A 14,021-nucleotide genomic window follows, 5' to 3' on the forward strand; every position below is an offset into this window, starting at 1 on the left:
TTTTGAAATAGTACATATTCTATTTATTAAAAAATTCATTTAATGATTGTTCAATAGTATCTGCTAACTTTTGCTGATAGCCTCCATCTTTGAGCTTAGCAGCTTCATCGGGATTAGAAAGAAATCCACATTCTATAATAACAGACGGAACTTCTCCGCTATTTCTTAATACTCTGTAATCATTAATTGAAACCTTTTCTTTTCGTTTATTATTTTTATTAAGGTTTTCTTTAAAATTACTCTGAAGTATACCTGCTAGTTTTTTACTTGCATCATTGTTAGCATACCAAACCTGCGCTCCATTGTACTGCGACTGCGGAAACATGTTTAGATGAATGCTTAAAAAAACATCACACTTTGAAGTACTCTTAAGTTTGCATCTGTTATTTAAATCCTCTTCTTTTTTCTTTCTTATGGTACTAGTATTTTCGGAATAAAGTCCTTTATCTTCTTCTCTTGTCATAACAACCTTATATTTTTTTTCAAGGTTTTTCTTAAGTTTTAATCCTATTGCAAGGTTTATATCCTTTTCCAAAGTACCATCCTTTAAATTAGCACCGCCATCAATACCTCCATGCCCTGGATCTATCAGTATAATTTTTTTTCCCGTTTTTGCATTTACATTGTTAGGCATTACTGAAAATACAAAAGTTACAGCTATAAAAACGCTGAAAACTTTTATAAACACCTTAAAAAAATTATCTCTTTTTAACATACTATTATCTCCTTAACACTGTTTAATTTTATATATATTTTTGGCAAAAAAACTAAAAATATTCGCTTTAAAACTAAAATGTTAAGGAGTTTCGTATATTTTAATATGCATTTAACATTGCATAGATTGATATTAACTTCTATGTACTATAATATTATCAAGTTATCTTATAAAAAGTGCTAATAATGCTGCAATACCCGCACATACTGGCATAGTTATAATCCATGCTATAAGAATATCCTTTGCAACCATCCATCTTACTGAGGATATTCTTTTAGATGCGGCAACACCCATTATTGATGTTGAAATTATTTGTGTTGTACTTACTGGAGCATGGAACATGGTAGCTGAAAATATTACAGCGGCTGCACCTGTTTCTGCAGCAAATCCATTTACAGGCGCTAATTTAGCCATATTCATACCCATAGTTTTTATAATTCTATAGCCTCCAAAGGATGTACCAAATGCCATTGCAATTGCACATGCTGCTTTAACCCATGCCGGCACAGTAAAGGAGCTAAGAAGACCAGAACTCATAAGTGCCATTGTTATTACACCCATTGATTTTTGTGCATCATTTCCACCATGATTTAAAGCCATAAGCATAGCTGATACAATTTGTGCTTTAGAGAATACTCTGCTTACAAATGCGGGTTTAGAGCGATGAAATAGCCACTCAATTAATATCATAAATATATATCCAACAACAAAACCTATTACAGGTGATAAAAATAACCAAAGTACTATTTTATTAAAGAATCCAATCCAATTTACAACACCAAAGCTAGTCTTATACATTACTGCTGCACCAATAAGTCCACCTATAAGTGCATGAGAAGAGCTACTTGGTATTCCCAAATACCATGTAATTAAGTTCCATATAATCGCTGCAATAAGTGCAACTATTATAACACTAGGTACTATTTTAGAAGGATCTATTATACCATCTCCAACAGTTTTAGCTACCTTATCACTCATGAATGCTCCTAAAAAATTCAAAATAGCAGACATAATAACTGCAGATTTCATGCTTAAAACTCTTGTTGAAACTGATGTTGCTATAGCGTTAGCACTATCGTGAAAACCATTAAGAAAATCGAATGATATAGCCAAAATTACAATAATAATTGTTATAAGCACAGCAGAATTAAGCATTCTTCATAGCAACTCCTTCTATAACATTAGCTAATGTTTCGCATGCATCTAAAGTTCTTTCCATATATTGATATATCTCTCTCCACTTTATTACATGAAGAAAATCTTTCGGATCAGTGTATTCTGTGAATAAGATTCTTACTGCTCTTCTGAAATTCAAGTCCCCTTCTTCTTCTATTTTATTTAAATTTACTATACATTCCTGCAATTTTTTACTTTTTTTCATGTTCTTAAATTCAGTCATTAAGGTTATAATTTCTTCAGCTGCTTTAACAACTAATTCTGCAAGAAATTTAGCTTCTTCTGTAGTGTTATGAACATCAAACATTACAAATCTACTGCTACTTGCTTCCATAAGGTCAATAATATCATCCATAAGTGTAGCGACACTGTAAATATCTTCTCTGTCAAATGGGGTTACAAAAGTTTTATTTAATTCGTTTATAATATTATGCTGCTGATGATCGCCTTTGTGTTCCATATCTTTTATAACTTTCAATTTGTTCTCGCTATCTTCTGGATTATTTACATAATCTCTAAATAATAAAGAAGTTTCATAGATAGTATTTGAGTTTTCAATAAAAAGGTCAAAAAATTTATCATCTTTTGGGGATAAACTAAACATAATACTCCTCCTACAATATTTATATTTTTTATTTAGTAATTTAAACATTATAACCTAAAGCTTTAATCTCATTTTTAACCCCTATAAACCAACAACATAACCCATAATATTATATCATACTGCAATAAAATATAGAAGATAAAATAATCATCCTATTATTTACTTATGTAATCACTATATATATATATTACTAAATTAACAAAAAGGTGGAATTACCACCTCTCCTTTTAATCTTTGAATTTCACCAATTTTTTAGTTTATAGGTATGTTCAAGAGGACCTGAACCCTTTCCTAAATCAAGTCCTGCTCTAAGTGCCCCTGTCAAATATTCTTTTGCATTTTTAATACTTTCGCTAATACTTATGCCCTGTGCTAAATTACAAGCAATAGCCGACGATAGAGTACACCCTGTTCCATGTGTATTAGGATTATCTATTTTCTCTAATTTAAACCACTCAATATATCCATTTTTATAAAATAAATCAGTTGCATTATCCACTAAGTGCCCACCTTTAATTAAAATTCCTACATTAATTTTTTCAGAAATTTTCTTTGCTGCTCTTACCATATCCTGTTCACTTTTAATTTTAAAGCCGCAGAGCACTTCAGCTTCAGGTATATTTGGAGTTATTAAAGTTCCAAGCGGCAAAAGACATGTTATAAGTTTTTCCATAGCTTGATCAGATAATAGTTTGCTTCCACTAGTAGCTACCATAACAGGATCAATTACTATATTTTCTGCTTTATATTCCCTAAGCTTTTTTACTATAACATTAATGATTTCACCACTAGATACCATCCCTATCTTTACTGCATCTGGACAAATATCAGTAAATATGCACTCAAGCTGTTTTTCAACAAATTCTGGAGTCGCTTCCATGATTCCATAAACTCCTGTTGTATTTTGTGCAGTTAATGCTGTAATGGCACTCATTGCATACATTTTATGTGCTGTAATGGTCTTGATGTCAGCTTGAATACCTGCTCCACCACTACAGTCTGAACCCGCAATAGTTAATATCTTTTTAATCAACTTCAAAACCTCATTTCCTTACATAATTTTAATAGCTTTCATACCTTGCAGCATCATCTAATTTATCACCATCTAAATTAAAAACTTCATCGATAATATAATTTCTGTAAGAAGAATTGCCATCCCTTTTAGACAGTCTGTTATATGCAAGCTCTCCACAAATCCCCATAGCACAAACCGAAGCTAAGGTTGCTTCTAATGGACTATCAACATTCGCACTTATATATGCTGCTGTCATTGCGCTTAACATGCAACCTGTACCAGTAATTTTACTCATATTAGGATTACCATTCCTTACAACATACGCCTTGCTTTCATTAGCTATAATATCAATGGCTCCTGTAATTGCAATCACAGCACCCGTTTTTTTAGAAAATCCTTTAGCAAAATTAATTACATTATCTAATGTATCATCTTTTACTTTATCATTGACATCAGCATCTACACCTTTAGTTATACCTTGACCCAAGGCAAGTACCTTTATCTCAGAGATATTTCCACGAATAACAGTGAATTTAACCTCCTCAAGCAATTTTAAAGCAGTTTGACGTCTAAGTTTTGAAGCACCCACTCCCACAGGATCTAAAATAACTGGATGCTTTAACTTATTCGCCATTTTTCCAGCTTTAAGCATTGACTCAATAGTATTTTCATTAAGAGTACCTATATTAATATTAAGCCCTCTGCAAATGGATGTAATCTCCTCTACCTCCCCAATATCATCTGCCATAATCGGTGAAGCCCCGCAGGCAAGAAGAATATTTGCACAATCATTAACAGTAACATAATTTGTTATATTATGTATCAAAGGATTTGTCCCTCTCACATTTTCAAGTCTTTCCTTAAGCATTTTTCATCCCTCCAAAAATTGTATTTTTAATATATAAATTACTTTTCCTTAAAATAAAAAAGAGAATACCCTTTGGCATTCTCTCCAGTAAATCAAGTAACCTATTTCCTACGTTGGCATTATCCAAATCAGGTATATGGATCGAAGTTCAATTACTTCCTCTCAGCCTGAAAACAAGCTCCCCTGAAAAATATTAAGTTATACCTATTTAATTAAATAAAAGGATGCTGCTAGTGATAACAACATCCTTTTAACATTTCCCACAACTTTTGAAACACTACAAATTGTAAGCTTTCTATTAATCCATATGTAATATAGACTATCTCTTTGAGAATTGTGGTGCTCTTCTTGCCTTTTTAAGACCGTATTTCTTTCTTTCCTTCATTCTTGGATCTCTTGTTAAGAATCCTGCTTTTTTAAGTTCACCTTTTAAAGTTTCATCAGCCTTTAATAAAGCTCTTGAAATTCCGTGTCTTATAGCTCCTGCCTGGCCTGTGAATCCACCACCATGTACATTAACTAAAACATCGAATTTTCCTTTAGTTCCTGTAAGATTTAAAGGTTGATTAACTATAAATCTTAAAGTTTCAAGTCCAAAATAATCTTCTGCACTTCTCTTATTTATTACAACTTTACCTTCACCAGGTACAAGTCTAACTCTAGCTACTGCTTCTTTTCTTCTTCCTGTTCCCATATATTGTACTTTTGCCATTTTAAATCCTCCTTCCGGCGTTTAATTAATATTTCAACTCTAAAACTTCAGGTTTTTGAGCTTCATTATTATGCTCTTCGCCTTTATATACTTTTAATTTCTTAATCATTTTTCTTCCTAATACACCGCTTGGAAGCATTCTTCTAACTGCTTCATAGAATACGAAGTCAGCTTTCTTAGCAATTGCATCTTTATATGACATTTCCTTTAATCCACCTGGATATAAAGTATGGTGTCTAAACATTTTTTGATCTGCTTTTTTTCCTGTTAAAAGAACTTTTTCTGCATTTAAAACTATTACGTAATCTCCAGTATCAACATTTGGAGTGTATATTGGCTTATTTTTTCCTCTTAAAATTGAAGCTATTTGACTTGCAGCTCTTCCAAGTGGCTTACCTGCAACATCAATAACATACCATTTTCTTTCGATTTCCTGTGGTTTCGCTAAGTACGATTTCATGGTTTTTCCTCCTTCAACAAATCTGTTTCTATTCTACGAGTTTCTTCTATGTCTAAGATCCGGGGCTAGTGGATCTTTTAATCATTTAACAAACATTTAAATTATACTATAACCTGGCAGTCATGTCAATAATCACGCTCACTATAATATAATTTAATACATAACTTTTTCAAGACATAACCCCTTAGCTGGAACGACTCTTCCTGCTTTTGTCCTATCCTTTGATTCTACAATAGTTTTCACATTTAGAGGAGTTATCTTTTCTTCTCCTACTTCTAAAAGTGTTCCTACTATTATTCTCACCATATTGTACAAAAAACCATCACCCGTAACATAAAAAATTACTTTATTCTCATCCTCTACGATTCTGGCTTCATATATGGTTCTAATATTAGACTTAACTTTACTGCCCGTGCTCTTAAATGATGTGAAGTCATGAGTTCCCAAAATATATTTAGTTGCCTCACGCATAAGATCACAATTTAATTTATGCCCATATTGATAAACATAATTTCTGTCAATAGCTGCTCTTTGTAGTCTATTTAAAATGGTGTAGCTATAAGTTTTTCCTTTGTTATCAAAACGTGAATGAAAATCCATTGGTACTTCCTCAGAATTGAGAGCTACTATATCATCTGGCAATACTGAATTTAGTACGAGATAAAACTTCTCAGGCGGTATAACTGTGTTTGTCTTAAAATTGCATGTATAGGCTTTTGCGTGAACTCCAGAGTCAGTTCTGCTACAACCAATAACATCAATTTTCTCTCCTGTTATTTCACCTATTATTTTCTCTACCTCTTCTTGAACAGTAACAACATTCTTTTGCTTTTGCCATCCACAATAGTTAGTACCATCATATTCTAATGTCAATTTAACATTTTTCATAATAACACCTATTTATAAGTAATTGCTTAAAACTGAAACTCCAACTAAAACTACACTGAAAAATACTGCTACACAATCCCGTGAGGTAAATTTTAACTGCTTCATTCTTGTTCTTCCTTCTCCGCCTCTATAGCATCTTGATTCCATTGCCATTGCAAGCTCATCTGCTCTTCTAAATGAGCTTATAAATAAAGGTACAAGTATAGGTATAAGACTTTTGGCTTTCTTTATTATGTTTCCAGAATCAATGTCTGCACCTCTTGCCATTTGTGCCTTCATTATTTTATCCGTTTCATCTATTAAAGTAGGTATAAATCTGAGAGCTATTGTCATCATCATTGCAAATTCATGTGCTGGAAGTCCTATTTTTGAAAATGGGGTCAACAATTTCTCAATTCCATCTGTGAGCTCAATTGGTGAGGTCGTGTATGTAAGCATAGACGTACCTATTATGAGAAATATTAATCTTATAGACATAAATGCTGCTAAAACGAGCCCTTCCTTGTATATATGTATAAAGCTCCAATGAAATAAGGGTGCCGCAGCTCCTGGTGTCATAAAGATATTTAATGCCCCAGTAAATATTATAAGCAATAATATAGGCTTTAAGCTTTTATAGATATATTTCATTTTAATACCAGATATAAAAATTATAAAAAGCGTAAAAGCTGTTATAAAAATATATCCTTTAAATTTATCTATTAAAAACAAATTAACTATATAAACAAGAGACAGTAAAATTTTTGTTCTAGGATCCAGTTTATGAATGAATGATTTTCCAGGTATATACTGTCCTATCGTTATATCCTTAATCATCTCTTAGCACTCTCCAATACTCTAAGAATTTCCTTTTTTGCTGCTTCAATCGTAAATATATCCTTAGATATATCGAAGCCTTTTTCTCTAAGCTTCCTGACAAGGTAAGTAACCTTAGGAACAGCAAGACCTACTTTTTCAAGTGTATCTATTTCATTGAAAACCTCATCCAAATTTCCACTTAATATACATCTTGAATCATACATGACAAAAATCTTATCAGCTACTTTTGCAACATCTTCCATGCTATGGGATACAAGAATTATGGTCATCTTATATTCTTTCTGAAGCTTTTTTATTTCATAGAGAATATCATCTCTCCCCTTTGGATCAAGACCAGCTGTCGGTTCATCCAGTATTAAAACCTTAGGCTCCATGGCAACTACTCCAGCAATAGCAACTCTTCTTTTCTGACCACCACTTAATTCAAAGGGTGATTTATCTTTAAAGTCATTATACTCGAGTCCAACCATTTTCATCGCCTTTTTTACTCTTGTAGAAACCTCTTCTTCACTTAATCCCATATTTCTAGGACCAAACGCTATATCTTTTTCTATTGTCTCCTCAAAGAGCTGATATTCAGGATATTGAAATACAAGTCCAACCTTTTTTCTTATATCATTAAGTTTAACTGATTTATCCGTTATATCCACATCATCAATAAAAATACTTCCAGAAGTGGGTTTTAAAAGTCCATTAATCTGTTGAATCAAAGTTGATTTTCCAGAGCCTGTATGACCTATAAATACTGCAAATTCACCATCCTCAATTGTAATATTTACATTATCAAGTGCTTTCTTTTCAAAAGGTGTCCCAGGCATATAAGTATATGTTAAATTTTCTATTTTAATCGGCATAATTCATTCACCATCTCATCTATTGTAAGTATATCATCTTTAACATTAATACCTTCTTTTTTTAGTTCATATGCAAGTTCTGTCATTTGAGGTACATCAAGTCCTATTTCCTTCATTGTCTTTACATCTTTGAAAACTTCTCTTGGAACTCCACTTTTTATAACTTTTCCTTTATCCATTACTACTATTCTATCTGCATTAATCGCTTCTTCCATATAATGTGTTATTAAAATTATAGTTATATGAGAATTTTTATTTAAATCCATTATAGTATTTACAACTTCTTCTCTTCCTTTTGGGTCAAGCATAGCAGTGGACTCATCAAATACAATACATTTAGGATGCATAGCTAAAACACCAGCAATAGCTACCCTTTGCTTTTGACCACCAGATAATAAATGAGGTTCATGCTTTCTGTACTCATACATTCCAACACTCTTAAGAGCATTATCTACTCTTTCCCTTATCTCTGATGGTTTAACACCTAAATTTTCAGGTCCAAATGCAACATCCTCTTCAACAATTGTAGCTACTATTTGGTTGTCCGGATTTTGAAATACCATACCTGTCTTACTTCTTATGGTCCATACATCTTCTTCATTTGAAGTATCAAGCCCTTCAACTATTACCTTTCCATCAGTAGGCACCAAAAGGGCATTTAAATGTTTAGCAAGTGTTGACTTACCAGAACCATTTCTTCCTAATATAACTAAAAATTCTCCTTCATTTACCTCTAAGGTAACATCATTAACTGCAGTGGTATTCTTAGATTCGTCTTCATTTTTGTACTGATATACTACATTTTTACATTCCACCATTTTATTATACATACGAACACCTCTACTTGCAAAGCAGTTTATTTATTTATTAAAATAGGGACTAAGCTAGCTTAATCCCTTTAAATTAGTAACTACACTAATTCTAGTATAACAATTTCTGCTCCGTCGCCTCTTCTTGGTCCCATTTTGTAGATTCTAGTGTATCCACCGTTTCTCTCGCTGTACTTTGGAGCAACTTCATCAAATAATTTTTTAACAACTGTTTCTTCTGTTACAAAGCTAAGAACTTGTCTTCTAGCATGTAAATCTCCTCTCTTTGCAAGAGTGATCATTTTTTCTGCTAAACTTCTAGTTTCTTTTGCTCTTGTTACAGTAGTCTCTATTTTACCATGCTTTAAAAAACTAGTAACTAGATTTCTAAGCATTGCTCTTCTTTGGTCAGTAGGACGACCTAATTTACGATAACCTGATGCCATGCCTATACCTCCTTACTTTAACTATTCATCATTTAACTTTAATGATAATCCTAAAGCTTTAAGTTTCTGTTCAACTTCTTCTAAAGATTTTCTTCCAAGGTTTCTAACTTTCATCATATCTTCCATGGATCTTTGAGTTAATTCTTGAACAGTGTTTATTCCTGCTCTCTTTAAGCAATTATAACTTCTAACTGAAAGATCAAGTTCTTCGATAGTCATCTCAAGAACCTTTTCCTTCTTATCTTCTTCTTTTTCTACCATTATCTCCACATCATCTGCATGATCTGTAAGAGTCATAAATAATTTAAAATGCTCTATAAGTATCTTTGCTGCCAAACTAATTGCTTCTTCTGGTCTTATAGTACCATTTCCCCATACTTCTATGGTGAGTTTGTCGTAATCAGTTATTTGAGCAACTCTTGTATTTTCAACAGTGAAATTCACTCTTTTGATTGGAGAATATATTGAATCAACTGCTATTGTTCCTATAGGCATGTCATCTCTTTTATTCTTATTCTGAGTAACATAACCTCTGCCTCTGTTAACTTCAATTTCCATATATAGCTTTCCATCTTCATCGAGAGTTGCTATATGTAAATCCTTATTGATAACTTCTACAGATCCATCAGTTCTTATATCAGCGCCTGTAACCTCTCCAGGTCCATGTGCATCTATATATATTACTTTAGAATCTTCACCTTCCATTTTGAGGCATAAAGCTTTAATGTTAAGTATCAATTCTGTAACGTCTTCTTTTACTCCTTTAACAGTTGAAAACTCATGAAGTACTCCCTCAATTCTCACTGAATTAGCGGCAACTCCTGGTAAAGATGAAAGAAGTATTCTTCTTAATGAATTGCCCAGGGTAATTCCATATCCTCTTTCAAGAGGTTCTACAACAAACCTGCCATAAGAACCATCTTCTGTAGACTCAACACATTCTATTTTAGGTTTTTCTATTTCCAACATATCTATAACCCTCCTTAAAAATAAAATGGCAACCTATATTGAGGGTAACTGAATACAGTCAAATTACTTACTATATAACTCAACGATCAATGTCTCTTTAATTGGAGTATCTATATCCTCTCTATTTGGCTCTGCAACTATTTTCGCTTCAAAATTATCATAGTTTGCTTCAATCCATGCTGGTAAAGTCTTTGGATTTTCTGCAAAAGTCTTGAATTTTTCAGTTCCTCTACTCTTCTCACTAACAGATACTACTTCATTAACTTTTAATGTATATGAAGGTATATCTACTTTCTTTCCATTTACAAGGAAATGTCCGTGAGTAACTAATTGTCTTGCTTCTTTTCTTGAGCTACCATAGCCTAATTTGTAAGCCACGTTATCAAGTCTTAATTCCAAAAGCTTAAGTAGGTTTTCACCTGATATTCCTTTAATTCTTTCAGCTCTTTTATAGTATATTCTAAATTGTTTTTCAAGAACTCCATATATTCTTTTTGCTTTTTGTTTTTCTCTTAATTGTAATCCGTAGTTTGAAATTTTCTTTCTGCTCTGTCCATGTACTCCTGGTGCATAACCTCTTCTTGTAAATGCACATTTATCTGTATAGCATCTATCACCCTTAAGGAATAATTTCAAACCTTCTCTTCTGCATAATCTGCATACAGCTCCAGTATATCTAGCCATTAAATATTCACACCTCCTATATTTCTATTAAACTCTTCTTCTTTTTGGTGGTCTGCAGCCATTGTGTGGTATTGGAGTAACATCTTTTATTAATGTAACCTCTAATCCTGCAGCCTGTAATGATCTTATTGCAGCTTCTCTTCCTGATCCTGGTCCTTTTACAAACACATCAACACTCTTAAGTCCGTGTTCCATTGCTGTTTTAGCAGCTGTTTCAGCAGCCATTTGAGCAGCAAAAGGAGTGCTTTTTCTTGATCCTTTAAATCCTAATCCACCTGCACTTGACCATGATAAAGCATTTCCATTAACATCAGTTATAGTAACTATAGAATTGTTAAAAGTTGATTTAATATGTGCACAACCGTGCTCTATATTTTTTTTCTCTTTTCTTCTTCTAGTTTTCTTATTTTTCTGTACAGCCATACTTTTCTCCTTCCCTCCTTATCTTATACTATTTTTTCTTCTTAGAAGCAACTGCCTTCTTTGGACCTTTTCTTGTTCTTGCATTTGTTTTAGTTTTTTGTCCTCTAACTGGAAGTCCTCTTCTATGTCTGATTCCTCTGTAGCATCCAATTTCAACTAATCTCTTTATATTTAAAGCTACTTCTCTTCTTAAATCACCTTCGATTTTGAAGTTCTTGTTAATGTAATCTCTTAATGCATTAACTTCTTCTTCAGTTAAATCCTTAACTCTAGTTTCAGGATTAACACTTGTAGCTTTTATAATTTTTCTTGAACTTGTTAGTCCTATACCATATATATAAGTTAGACCTATTTCAACTCTTTTTTCTTTTGGTAGGTCAATACCGGCTATTCTCGCCATTGACATTTACACCTCCTGGTTTTGTATATATTTATTATTTATATTATAAAGTTTTAGGCAACAAAGTGTTTAACCTTTTTGTTGGCAGCCGTCCTAAAACACATATTAACTTTATTAACCCTGTTTTTGCTTATGCTTAGGATTTTCGCATATAACCATTACTTTGCCTTTTCTTTTTATGACCTTGCATTTTTCGCAAATTGGTTTAACTGATGGTCTTACTTTCATGGTTAACCCTCCTTATTACTTTGCCCTCCAGGTGATTCTTCCACGAGTTAAATCATATGGTGAAAGCTCAACTGTTACTTTATCTCCGGGCAATATTCTTATAAAGTTCATTCTAAGTTTACCTGAAATATGAGCCAAGATCTTTTGACCACTTTCAAGTTCAACTTCAAACATTGCATTAGGTAACGATTCTAAAACCGTACCCTGCATCTCAATTACATCTTCTTTTGACATAAGGTAATCAAACCTCCTTACTGGTACATACTGACTCAAGAAATTTTCTGATGGCTGAATTACTTATGGGATAATTGGATTTGAGCTCAGCTCTTACATCCTCACAAACCATATCTGTAATGGAAAGGTGCTTCAGCTTTTTTTTCTTAGGTTTTTCAACTTTTCTCAAATCACCATCAGAAATATATACATATTTATCATCAATTACTCCAACAATTATAAAACAACCATCTTTATCTCTTCCGGCTTTTGAATAAACTACCTTACCAAGATAATTTTCATTCATATATTCACCTCGTTATTCACACAAAGTCAGTATTTCAGGTCCGTTATCCAATATAGCAACTGTATTTTCATAATGAGCAGCTAAACTACCATCTTGAGTTACTACAGTCCAATCGTTACTCTGTGTTTTCACCATATAAGTTCCAACATCAACCATTGGCTCAATTGCCAACACCATTCCGTGAACAAGTTTTGGTCCTCTACCTGGTCTACCGTAATTCGGCACCTCTGGATCTTCGTGCATTTCTTTTCCTATTCCATGACCAACATAATCTCTAACTACACCGTATCCAAAACTTTCTACATACTCCTGAATAGAGTGTGATATATCTGTAAGTCTATTTCCGATAACAGCCTTTTCTACGCCCTTAAAAAAGCTCTCTTTAGTCACTTTAATAAGCTTTGCAGCTTCCTCTGATATCTCTCCAATAGCAAAAGTCCTAGCAGCATCCCCTTGGTATCCGTTTAAAATAGCACCACAATCTACACTTATAATATCACCTTCATGTAGAACCCTATGCTTAGATGGTATACCATGAATAACTTCTTCATTTATTGATGTACATATTGATGCTGGAAAACCACCATATCCTTTAAATGAAGGAATTGCATTGTATTTCTTAATAAAATCTTCAGCTAATCTATCTAAATCTGCAGTTGTTACACCTGGCTTTGCAGCCTTTTCAAGCATGTTGAGTGTTTCCCCAACTATTTTTCCAGCTTGCCTCATATACTCAATTTCAGTGTCGTTTTTAATTATAATCATCTATATCTCTCCTAAGACATTTCTTATATCCTCAAAAACTTTATCTATATCCTGAGTACCATCAACTGATTTAAGAACTGCTTCATTTCTATAATATACTACAAGTGGCTCAGTCTGTCTATCATAAACATCTAATCTCTCTTTAACTGTATCCTCTGAATCATCTTTTCTTTGAACCACAGGACTACCACAGAGATCACATATACCTTCCACTTTAGTAGGATTATATTCAATGTGATAACTAGCTCCACATTTACTACAAACTCTTCTTCCTGTCATTCTGTTAAATATTTTTTCTCTTGGAACGTCTATTAACAATGCACAATCAATTTTTTCTTTTCTGCCTACAAGAAATTTATCAAGGGCTTCTGCTTGATTTACTGTTCTTGGAAAGCCATCTAGTAAAAATCCACTTTTGCAATCATCTTTAGATATTCTATCCTTAACTATATCTATAGTTAATTCATCTGGAACTAGAAGACCTTTATCCATATATCCTTTAGCCTTCATTCCAAGTTCTGTTTTTCCACTTATATTAGCTCTAAATATATCACCTGTTGATATGTGAGGAATAGAGAATTCACTGCTTATTAACTTTGCCTGAGTTCCTTTTCCTGCACCTGGAGGACCTAATAAAATTATTTTCATCTAATCATCCCAATCTAC

21 protein-coding genes and 1 riboswitch are annotated in these 14,021 nt (G+C 32.9%); all 21 genes read right to left on the reverse strand.

Annotated elements, in window-relative coordinates:
- Positions 1–19: 19 nt before the first annotated feature.
- Positions 20–715, reverse strand: coding sequence for an N-acetylmuramoyl-L-alanine amidase CwlD (cwlD, locus tag CA_RS15885; RefSeq protein WP_010966373.1), 696 nt, complete (start codon positions 713–715; stop codon positions 20–22).
- A 162-nt stretch (positions 716–877) separates the two neighbouring features.
- Positions 878–1,870 carry an inorganic phosphate transporter gene (locus CA_RS15890; protein ID WP_010966374.1) on the reverse strand — a complete coding sequence of 331 codons (993 nt, stop codon included), beginning with the start codon at positions 1,868–1,870 and terminating at the stop codon, positions 878–880.
- Complete coding sequence (locus CA_RS15895) at positions 1,863–2,495, reverse strand: DUF47 domain-containing protein (RefSeq protein ID WP_010966375.1); 633 nt, start codon at positions 2,493–2,495, stop codon at positions 1,863–1,865. The genes CA_RS15890 and CA_RS15895 overlap by 8 nt, the downstream gene beginning before the upstream one ends.
- A gap of 241 nt (positions 2,496–2,736) precedes the next feature.
- Positions 2,737–3,525, reverse strand: coding sequence for a bifunctional hydroxymethylpyrimidine kinase/phosphomethylpyrimidine kinase (gene thiD, locus CA_RS15900; RefSeq protein ID WP_197736829.1), 789 nt, complete (start codon positions 3,523–3,525; stop codon positions 2,737–2,739).
- A gap of 31 nt (positions 3,526–3,556) precedes the next feature.
- Entirely contained in the window at positions 3,557–4,378 is an 822-nt protein-coding gene (gene thiM, locus CA_RS15905; protein ID WP_010966377.1) for a hydroxyethylthiazole kinase, read from the reverse strand.
- Positions 4,379–4,466: 88 nt separating this feature from the next.
- A riboswitch (TPP riboswitch) is annotated at positions 4,467–4,573 on the reverse strand.
- Positions 4,574–4,697: 124 nt separating this feature from the next.
- Positions 4,698–5,090 (reverse strand): 30S ribosomal protein S9, encoded by a 393-nt coding sequence (gene rpsI, locus CA_RS15910; protein WP_010966378.1) that lies wholly within the window; start codon positions 5,088–5,090, stop codon positions 4,698–4,700.
- Positions 5,091–5,115: 25 nt separating this feature from the next.
- A complete protein-coding gene (rplM, locus tag CA_RS15915; protein ID WP_010966379.1) occupies positions 5,116–5,550 on the reverse strand; it encodes a 50S ribosomal protein L13 in 435 nt (144 codons plus the stop codon).
- A 153-nt stretch (positions 5,551–5,703) separates the two neighbouring features.
- Positions 5,704–6,438 carry a tRNA pseudouridine(38-40) synthase TruA gene (gene truA / locus CA_RS15920; RefSeq protein WP_010966380.1) on the reverse strand — a complete coding sequence of 245 codons (735 nt, stop codon included), beginning with the start codon at positions 6,436–6,438 and terminating at the stop codon, positions 5,704–5,706.
- A gap of 12 nt (positions 6,439–6,450) precedes the next feature.
- Positions 6,451–7,254: an energy-coupling factor transporter transmembrane component T family protein gene (locus CA_RS15925; protein ID WP_010966381.1), complete on the reverse strand. Its 804-nt coding sequence runs from the start codon at positions 7,252–7,254 to the stop codon at positions 6,451–6,453.
- Positions 7,251–8,111, reverse strand: a complete 861-nt coding sequence (locus CA_RS15930; RefSeq protein ID WP_010966382.1) for an energy-coupling factor transporter ATPase — start codon at positions 8,109–8,111, stop codon at positions 7,251–7,253. Before CA_RS15930 ends, CA_RS15925 begins: the two co-directional genes overlap by 4 nt.
- Positions 8,096–8,941: an energy-coupling factor transporter ATPase gene (locus CA_RS15935; protein WP_010966383.1), complete on the reverse strand. Its 846-nt coding sequence runs from the start codon at positions 8,939–8,941 to the stop codon at positions 8,096–8,098. The genes CA_RS15930 and CA_RS15935 overlap by 16 nt, the downstream gene beginning before the upstream one ends.
- Before the next feature lie 80 nt (positions 8,942–9,021).
- Complete coding sequence (gene rplQ, locus CA_RS15940; RefSeq protein WP_010966384.1) at positions 9,022–9,366, reverse strand: 50S ribosomal protein L17; 345 nt, start codon at positions 9,364–9,366, stop codon at positions 9,022–9,024.
- Positions 9,367–9,387: 21 nt separating this feature from the next.
- A complete protein-coding gene (locus CA_RS15945; protein ID WP_010966385.1) occupies positions 9,388–10,335 on the reverse strand; it encodes a DNA-directed RNA polymerase subunit alpha in 948 nt (315 codons plus the stop codon).
- 63 nt (positions 10,336–10,398) lie between these two features.
- Positions 10,399–11,019 carry a 30S ribosomal protein S4 gene (gene rpsD, locus CA_RS15950; RefSeq protein WP_010966386.1) on the reverse strand — a complete coding sequence of 207 codons (621 nt, stop codon included), beginning with the start codon at positions 11,017–11,019 and terminating at the stop codon, positions 10,399–10,401.
- 27 nt (positions 11,020–11,046) lie between these two features.
- Entirely contained in the window at positions 11,047–11,442 is a 396-nt protein-coding gene (rpsK, locus tag CA_RS15955) for a 30S ribosomal protein S11 (protein WP_010966387.1), read from the reverse strand.
- Positions 11,443–11,470: 28 nt separating this feature from the next.
- A complete protein-coding gene (gene rpsM / locus CA_RS15960) occupies positions 11,471–11,842 on the reverse strand; it encodes a 30S ribosomal protein S13 (RefSeq protein WP_010966388.1) in 372 nt (123 codons plus the stop codon).
- A 114-nt stretch (positions 11,843–11,956) separates the two neighbouring features.
- On the reverse strand, positions 11,957–12,070 hold the full coding sequence (gene rpmJ / locus CA_RS15965) for a 50S ribosomal protein L36 (protein ID WP_002509257.1): 114 nt from the start codon (positions 12,068–12,070) through the stop codon (positions 11,957–11,959).
- A gap of 15 nt (positions 12,071–12,085) precedes the next feature.
- A complete protein-coding gene (gene infA / locus CA_RS15970; RefSeq protein WP_010966389.1) occupies positions 12,086–12,304 on the reverse strand; it encodes a translation initiation factor IF-1 in 219 nt (72 codons plus the stop codon).
- Positions 12,305–12,311: 7 nt separating this feature from the next.
- Complete coding sequence (locus tag CA_RS15975; protein ID WP_010966390.1) at positions 12,312–12,590, reverse strand: RNA-binding protein; 279 nt, start codon at positions 12,588–12,590, stop codon at positions 12,312–12,314.
- A gap of 12 nt (positions 12,591–12,602) precedes the next feature.
- A complete protein-coding gene (gene map / locus CA_RS15980; RefSeq protein ID WP_013913605.1) occupies positions 12,603–13,355 on the reverse strand; it encodes a type I methionyl aminopeptidase in 753 nt (250 codons plus the stop codon).
- Positions 13,356–14,003, reverse strand: coding sequence for an adenylate kinase (locus tag CA_RS15985; protein WP_010966391.1), 648 nt, complete (start codon positions 14,001–14,003; stop codon positions 13,356–13,358).
- Positions 14,004–14,021 lie beyond the last annotated feature (18 nt).

Source organism: Clostridium acetobutylicum ATCC 824 (assembly GCF_000008765.1).
Classification (GTDB): Bacteria; Bacillota; Clostridia; order Clostridiales; family Clostridiaceae; genus Clostridium_S; species Clostridium_S acetobutylicum.

Bases quoted from the DNA above. Each gene is read 5' to 3' on its own strand.
- cwlD (WP_010966373.1), bottom strand. From the start codon at position 715: ATGTTAAAAAGAGATAATTTTTTTAAGGTGTTTATAAAAGTTTTCAGC.
- CA_RS15890 (WP_010966374.1), bottom strand. From the start codon at position 1,870: ATGCTTAATTCTGCTGTGCTTATAACAATTATTATTGTAATTTTGGCT.
- CA_RS15895 (WP_010966375.1), bottom strand. From the start codon at position 2,495: ATGTTTAGTTTATCCCCAAAAGATGATAAATTTTTTGACCTTTTTATT.
- thiM (WP_010966377.1), bottom strand. From the start codon at position 4,378: ATGCTTAAGGAAAGACTTGAAAATGTGAGAGGGACAAATCCTTTGATA.
- rpsI (WP_010966378.1), bottom strand. From the start codon at position 5,090: ATGGCAAAAGTACAATATATGGGAACAGGAAGAAGAAAAGAAGCAGTA.
- rplM (WP_010966379.1), bottom strand. From the start codon at position 5,550: ATGAAATCGTACTTAGCGAAACCACAGGAAATCGAAAGAAAATGGTAT.
- truA (WP_010966380.1), bottom strand. From the start codon at position 6,438: ATGAAAAATGTTAAATTGACATTAGAATATGATGGTACTAACTATTGT.
- CA_RS15925 (WP_010966381.1), bottom strand. From the start codon at position 7,254: ATGATTAAGGATATAACGATAGGACAGTATATACCTGGAAAATCATTC.
- CA_RS15930 (WP_010966382.1), bottom strand. From the start codon at position 8,111: ATGCCGATTAAAATAGAAAATTTAACATATACTTATATGCCTGGGACA.
- CA_RS15935 (WP_010966383.1), bottom strand. From the start codon at position 8,941: ATGTATAATAAAATGGTGGAATGTAAAAATGTAGTATATCAGTACAAA.
- rplQ (WP_010966384.1), bottom strand. From the start codon at position 9,366: ATGGCATCAGGTTATCGTAAATTAGGTCGTCCTACTGACCAAAGAAGA.
- CA_RS15945 (WP_010966385.1), bottom strand. From the start codon at position 10,335: ATGTTGGAAATAGAAAAACCTAAAATAGAATGTGTTGAGTCTACAGAA.
- rpsD (WP_010966386.1), bottom strand. From the start codon at position 11,019: ATGGCTAGATATACTGGAGCTGTATGCAGATTATGCAGAAGAGAAGGT.
- rpsK (WP_010966387.1), bottom strand. From the start codon at position 11,442: ATGGCTGTACAGAAAAATAAGAAAACTAGAAGAAGAAAAGAGAAAAAA.
- rpsM (WP_010966388.1), bottom strand. From the start codon at position 11,842: ATGGCGAGAATAGCCGGTATTGACCTACCAAAAGAAAAAAGAGTTGAA.
- rpmJ (WP_002509257.1), bottom strand. From the start codon at position 12,070: ATGAAAGTAAGACCATCAGTTAAACCAATTTGCGAAAAATGCAAGGTC.
- infA (WP_010966389.1), bottom strand. From the start codon at position 12,304: ATGTCAAAAGAAGATGTAATTGAGATGCAGGGTACGGTTTTAGAATCG.
- CA_RS15975 (WP_010966390.1), bottom strand. From the start codon at position 12,590: ATGAATGAAAATTATCTTGGTAAGGTAGTTTATTCAAAAGCCGGAAGA.
- map (WP_013913605.1), bottom strand. From the start codon at position 13,355: ATGATTATAATTAAAAACGACACTGAAATTGAGTATATGAGGCAAGCT.
- CA_RS15985 (WP_010966391.1), bottom strand. From the start codon at position 14,003: ATGAAAATAATTTTATTAGGTCCTCCAGGTGCAGGAAAAGGAACTCAG.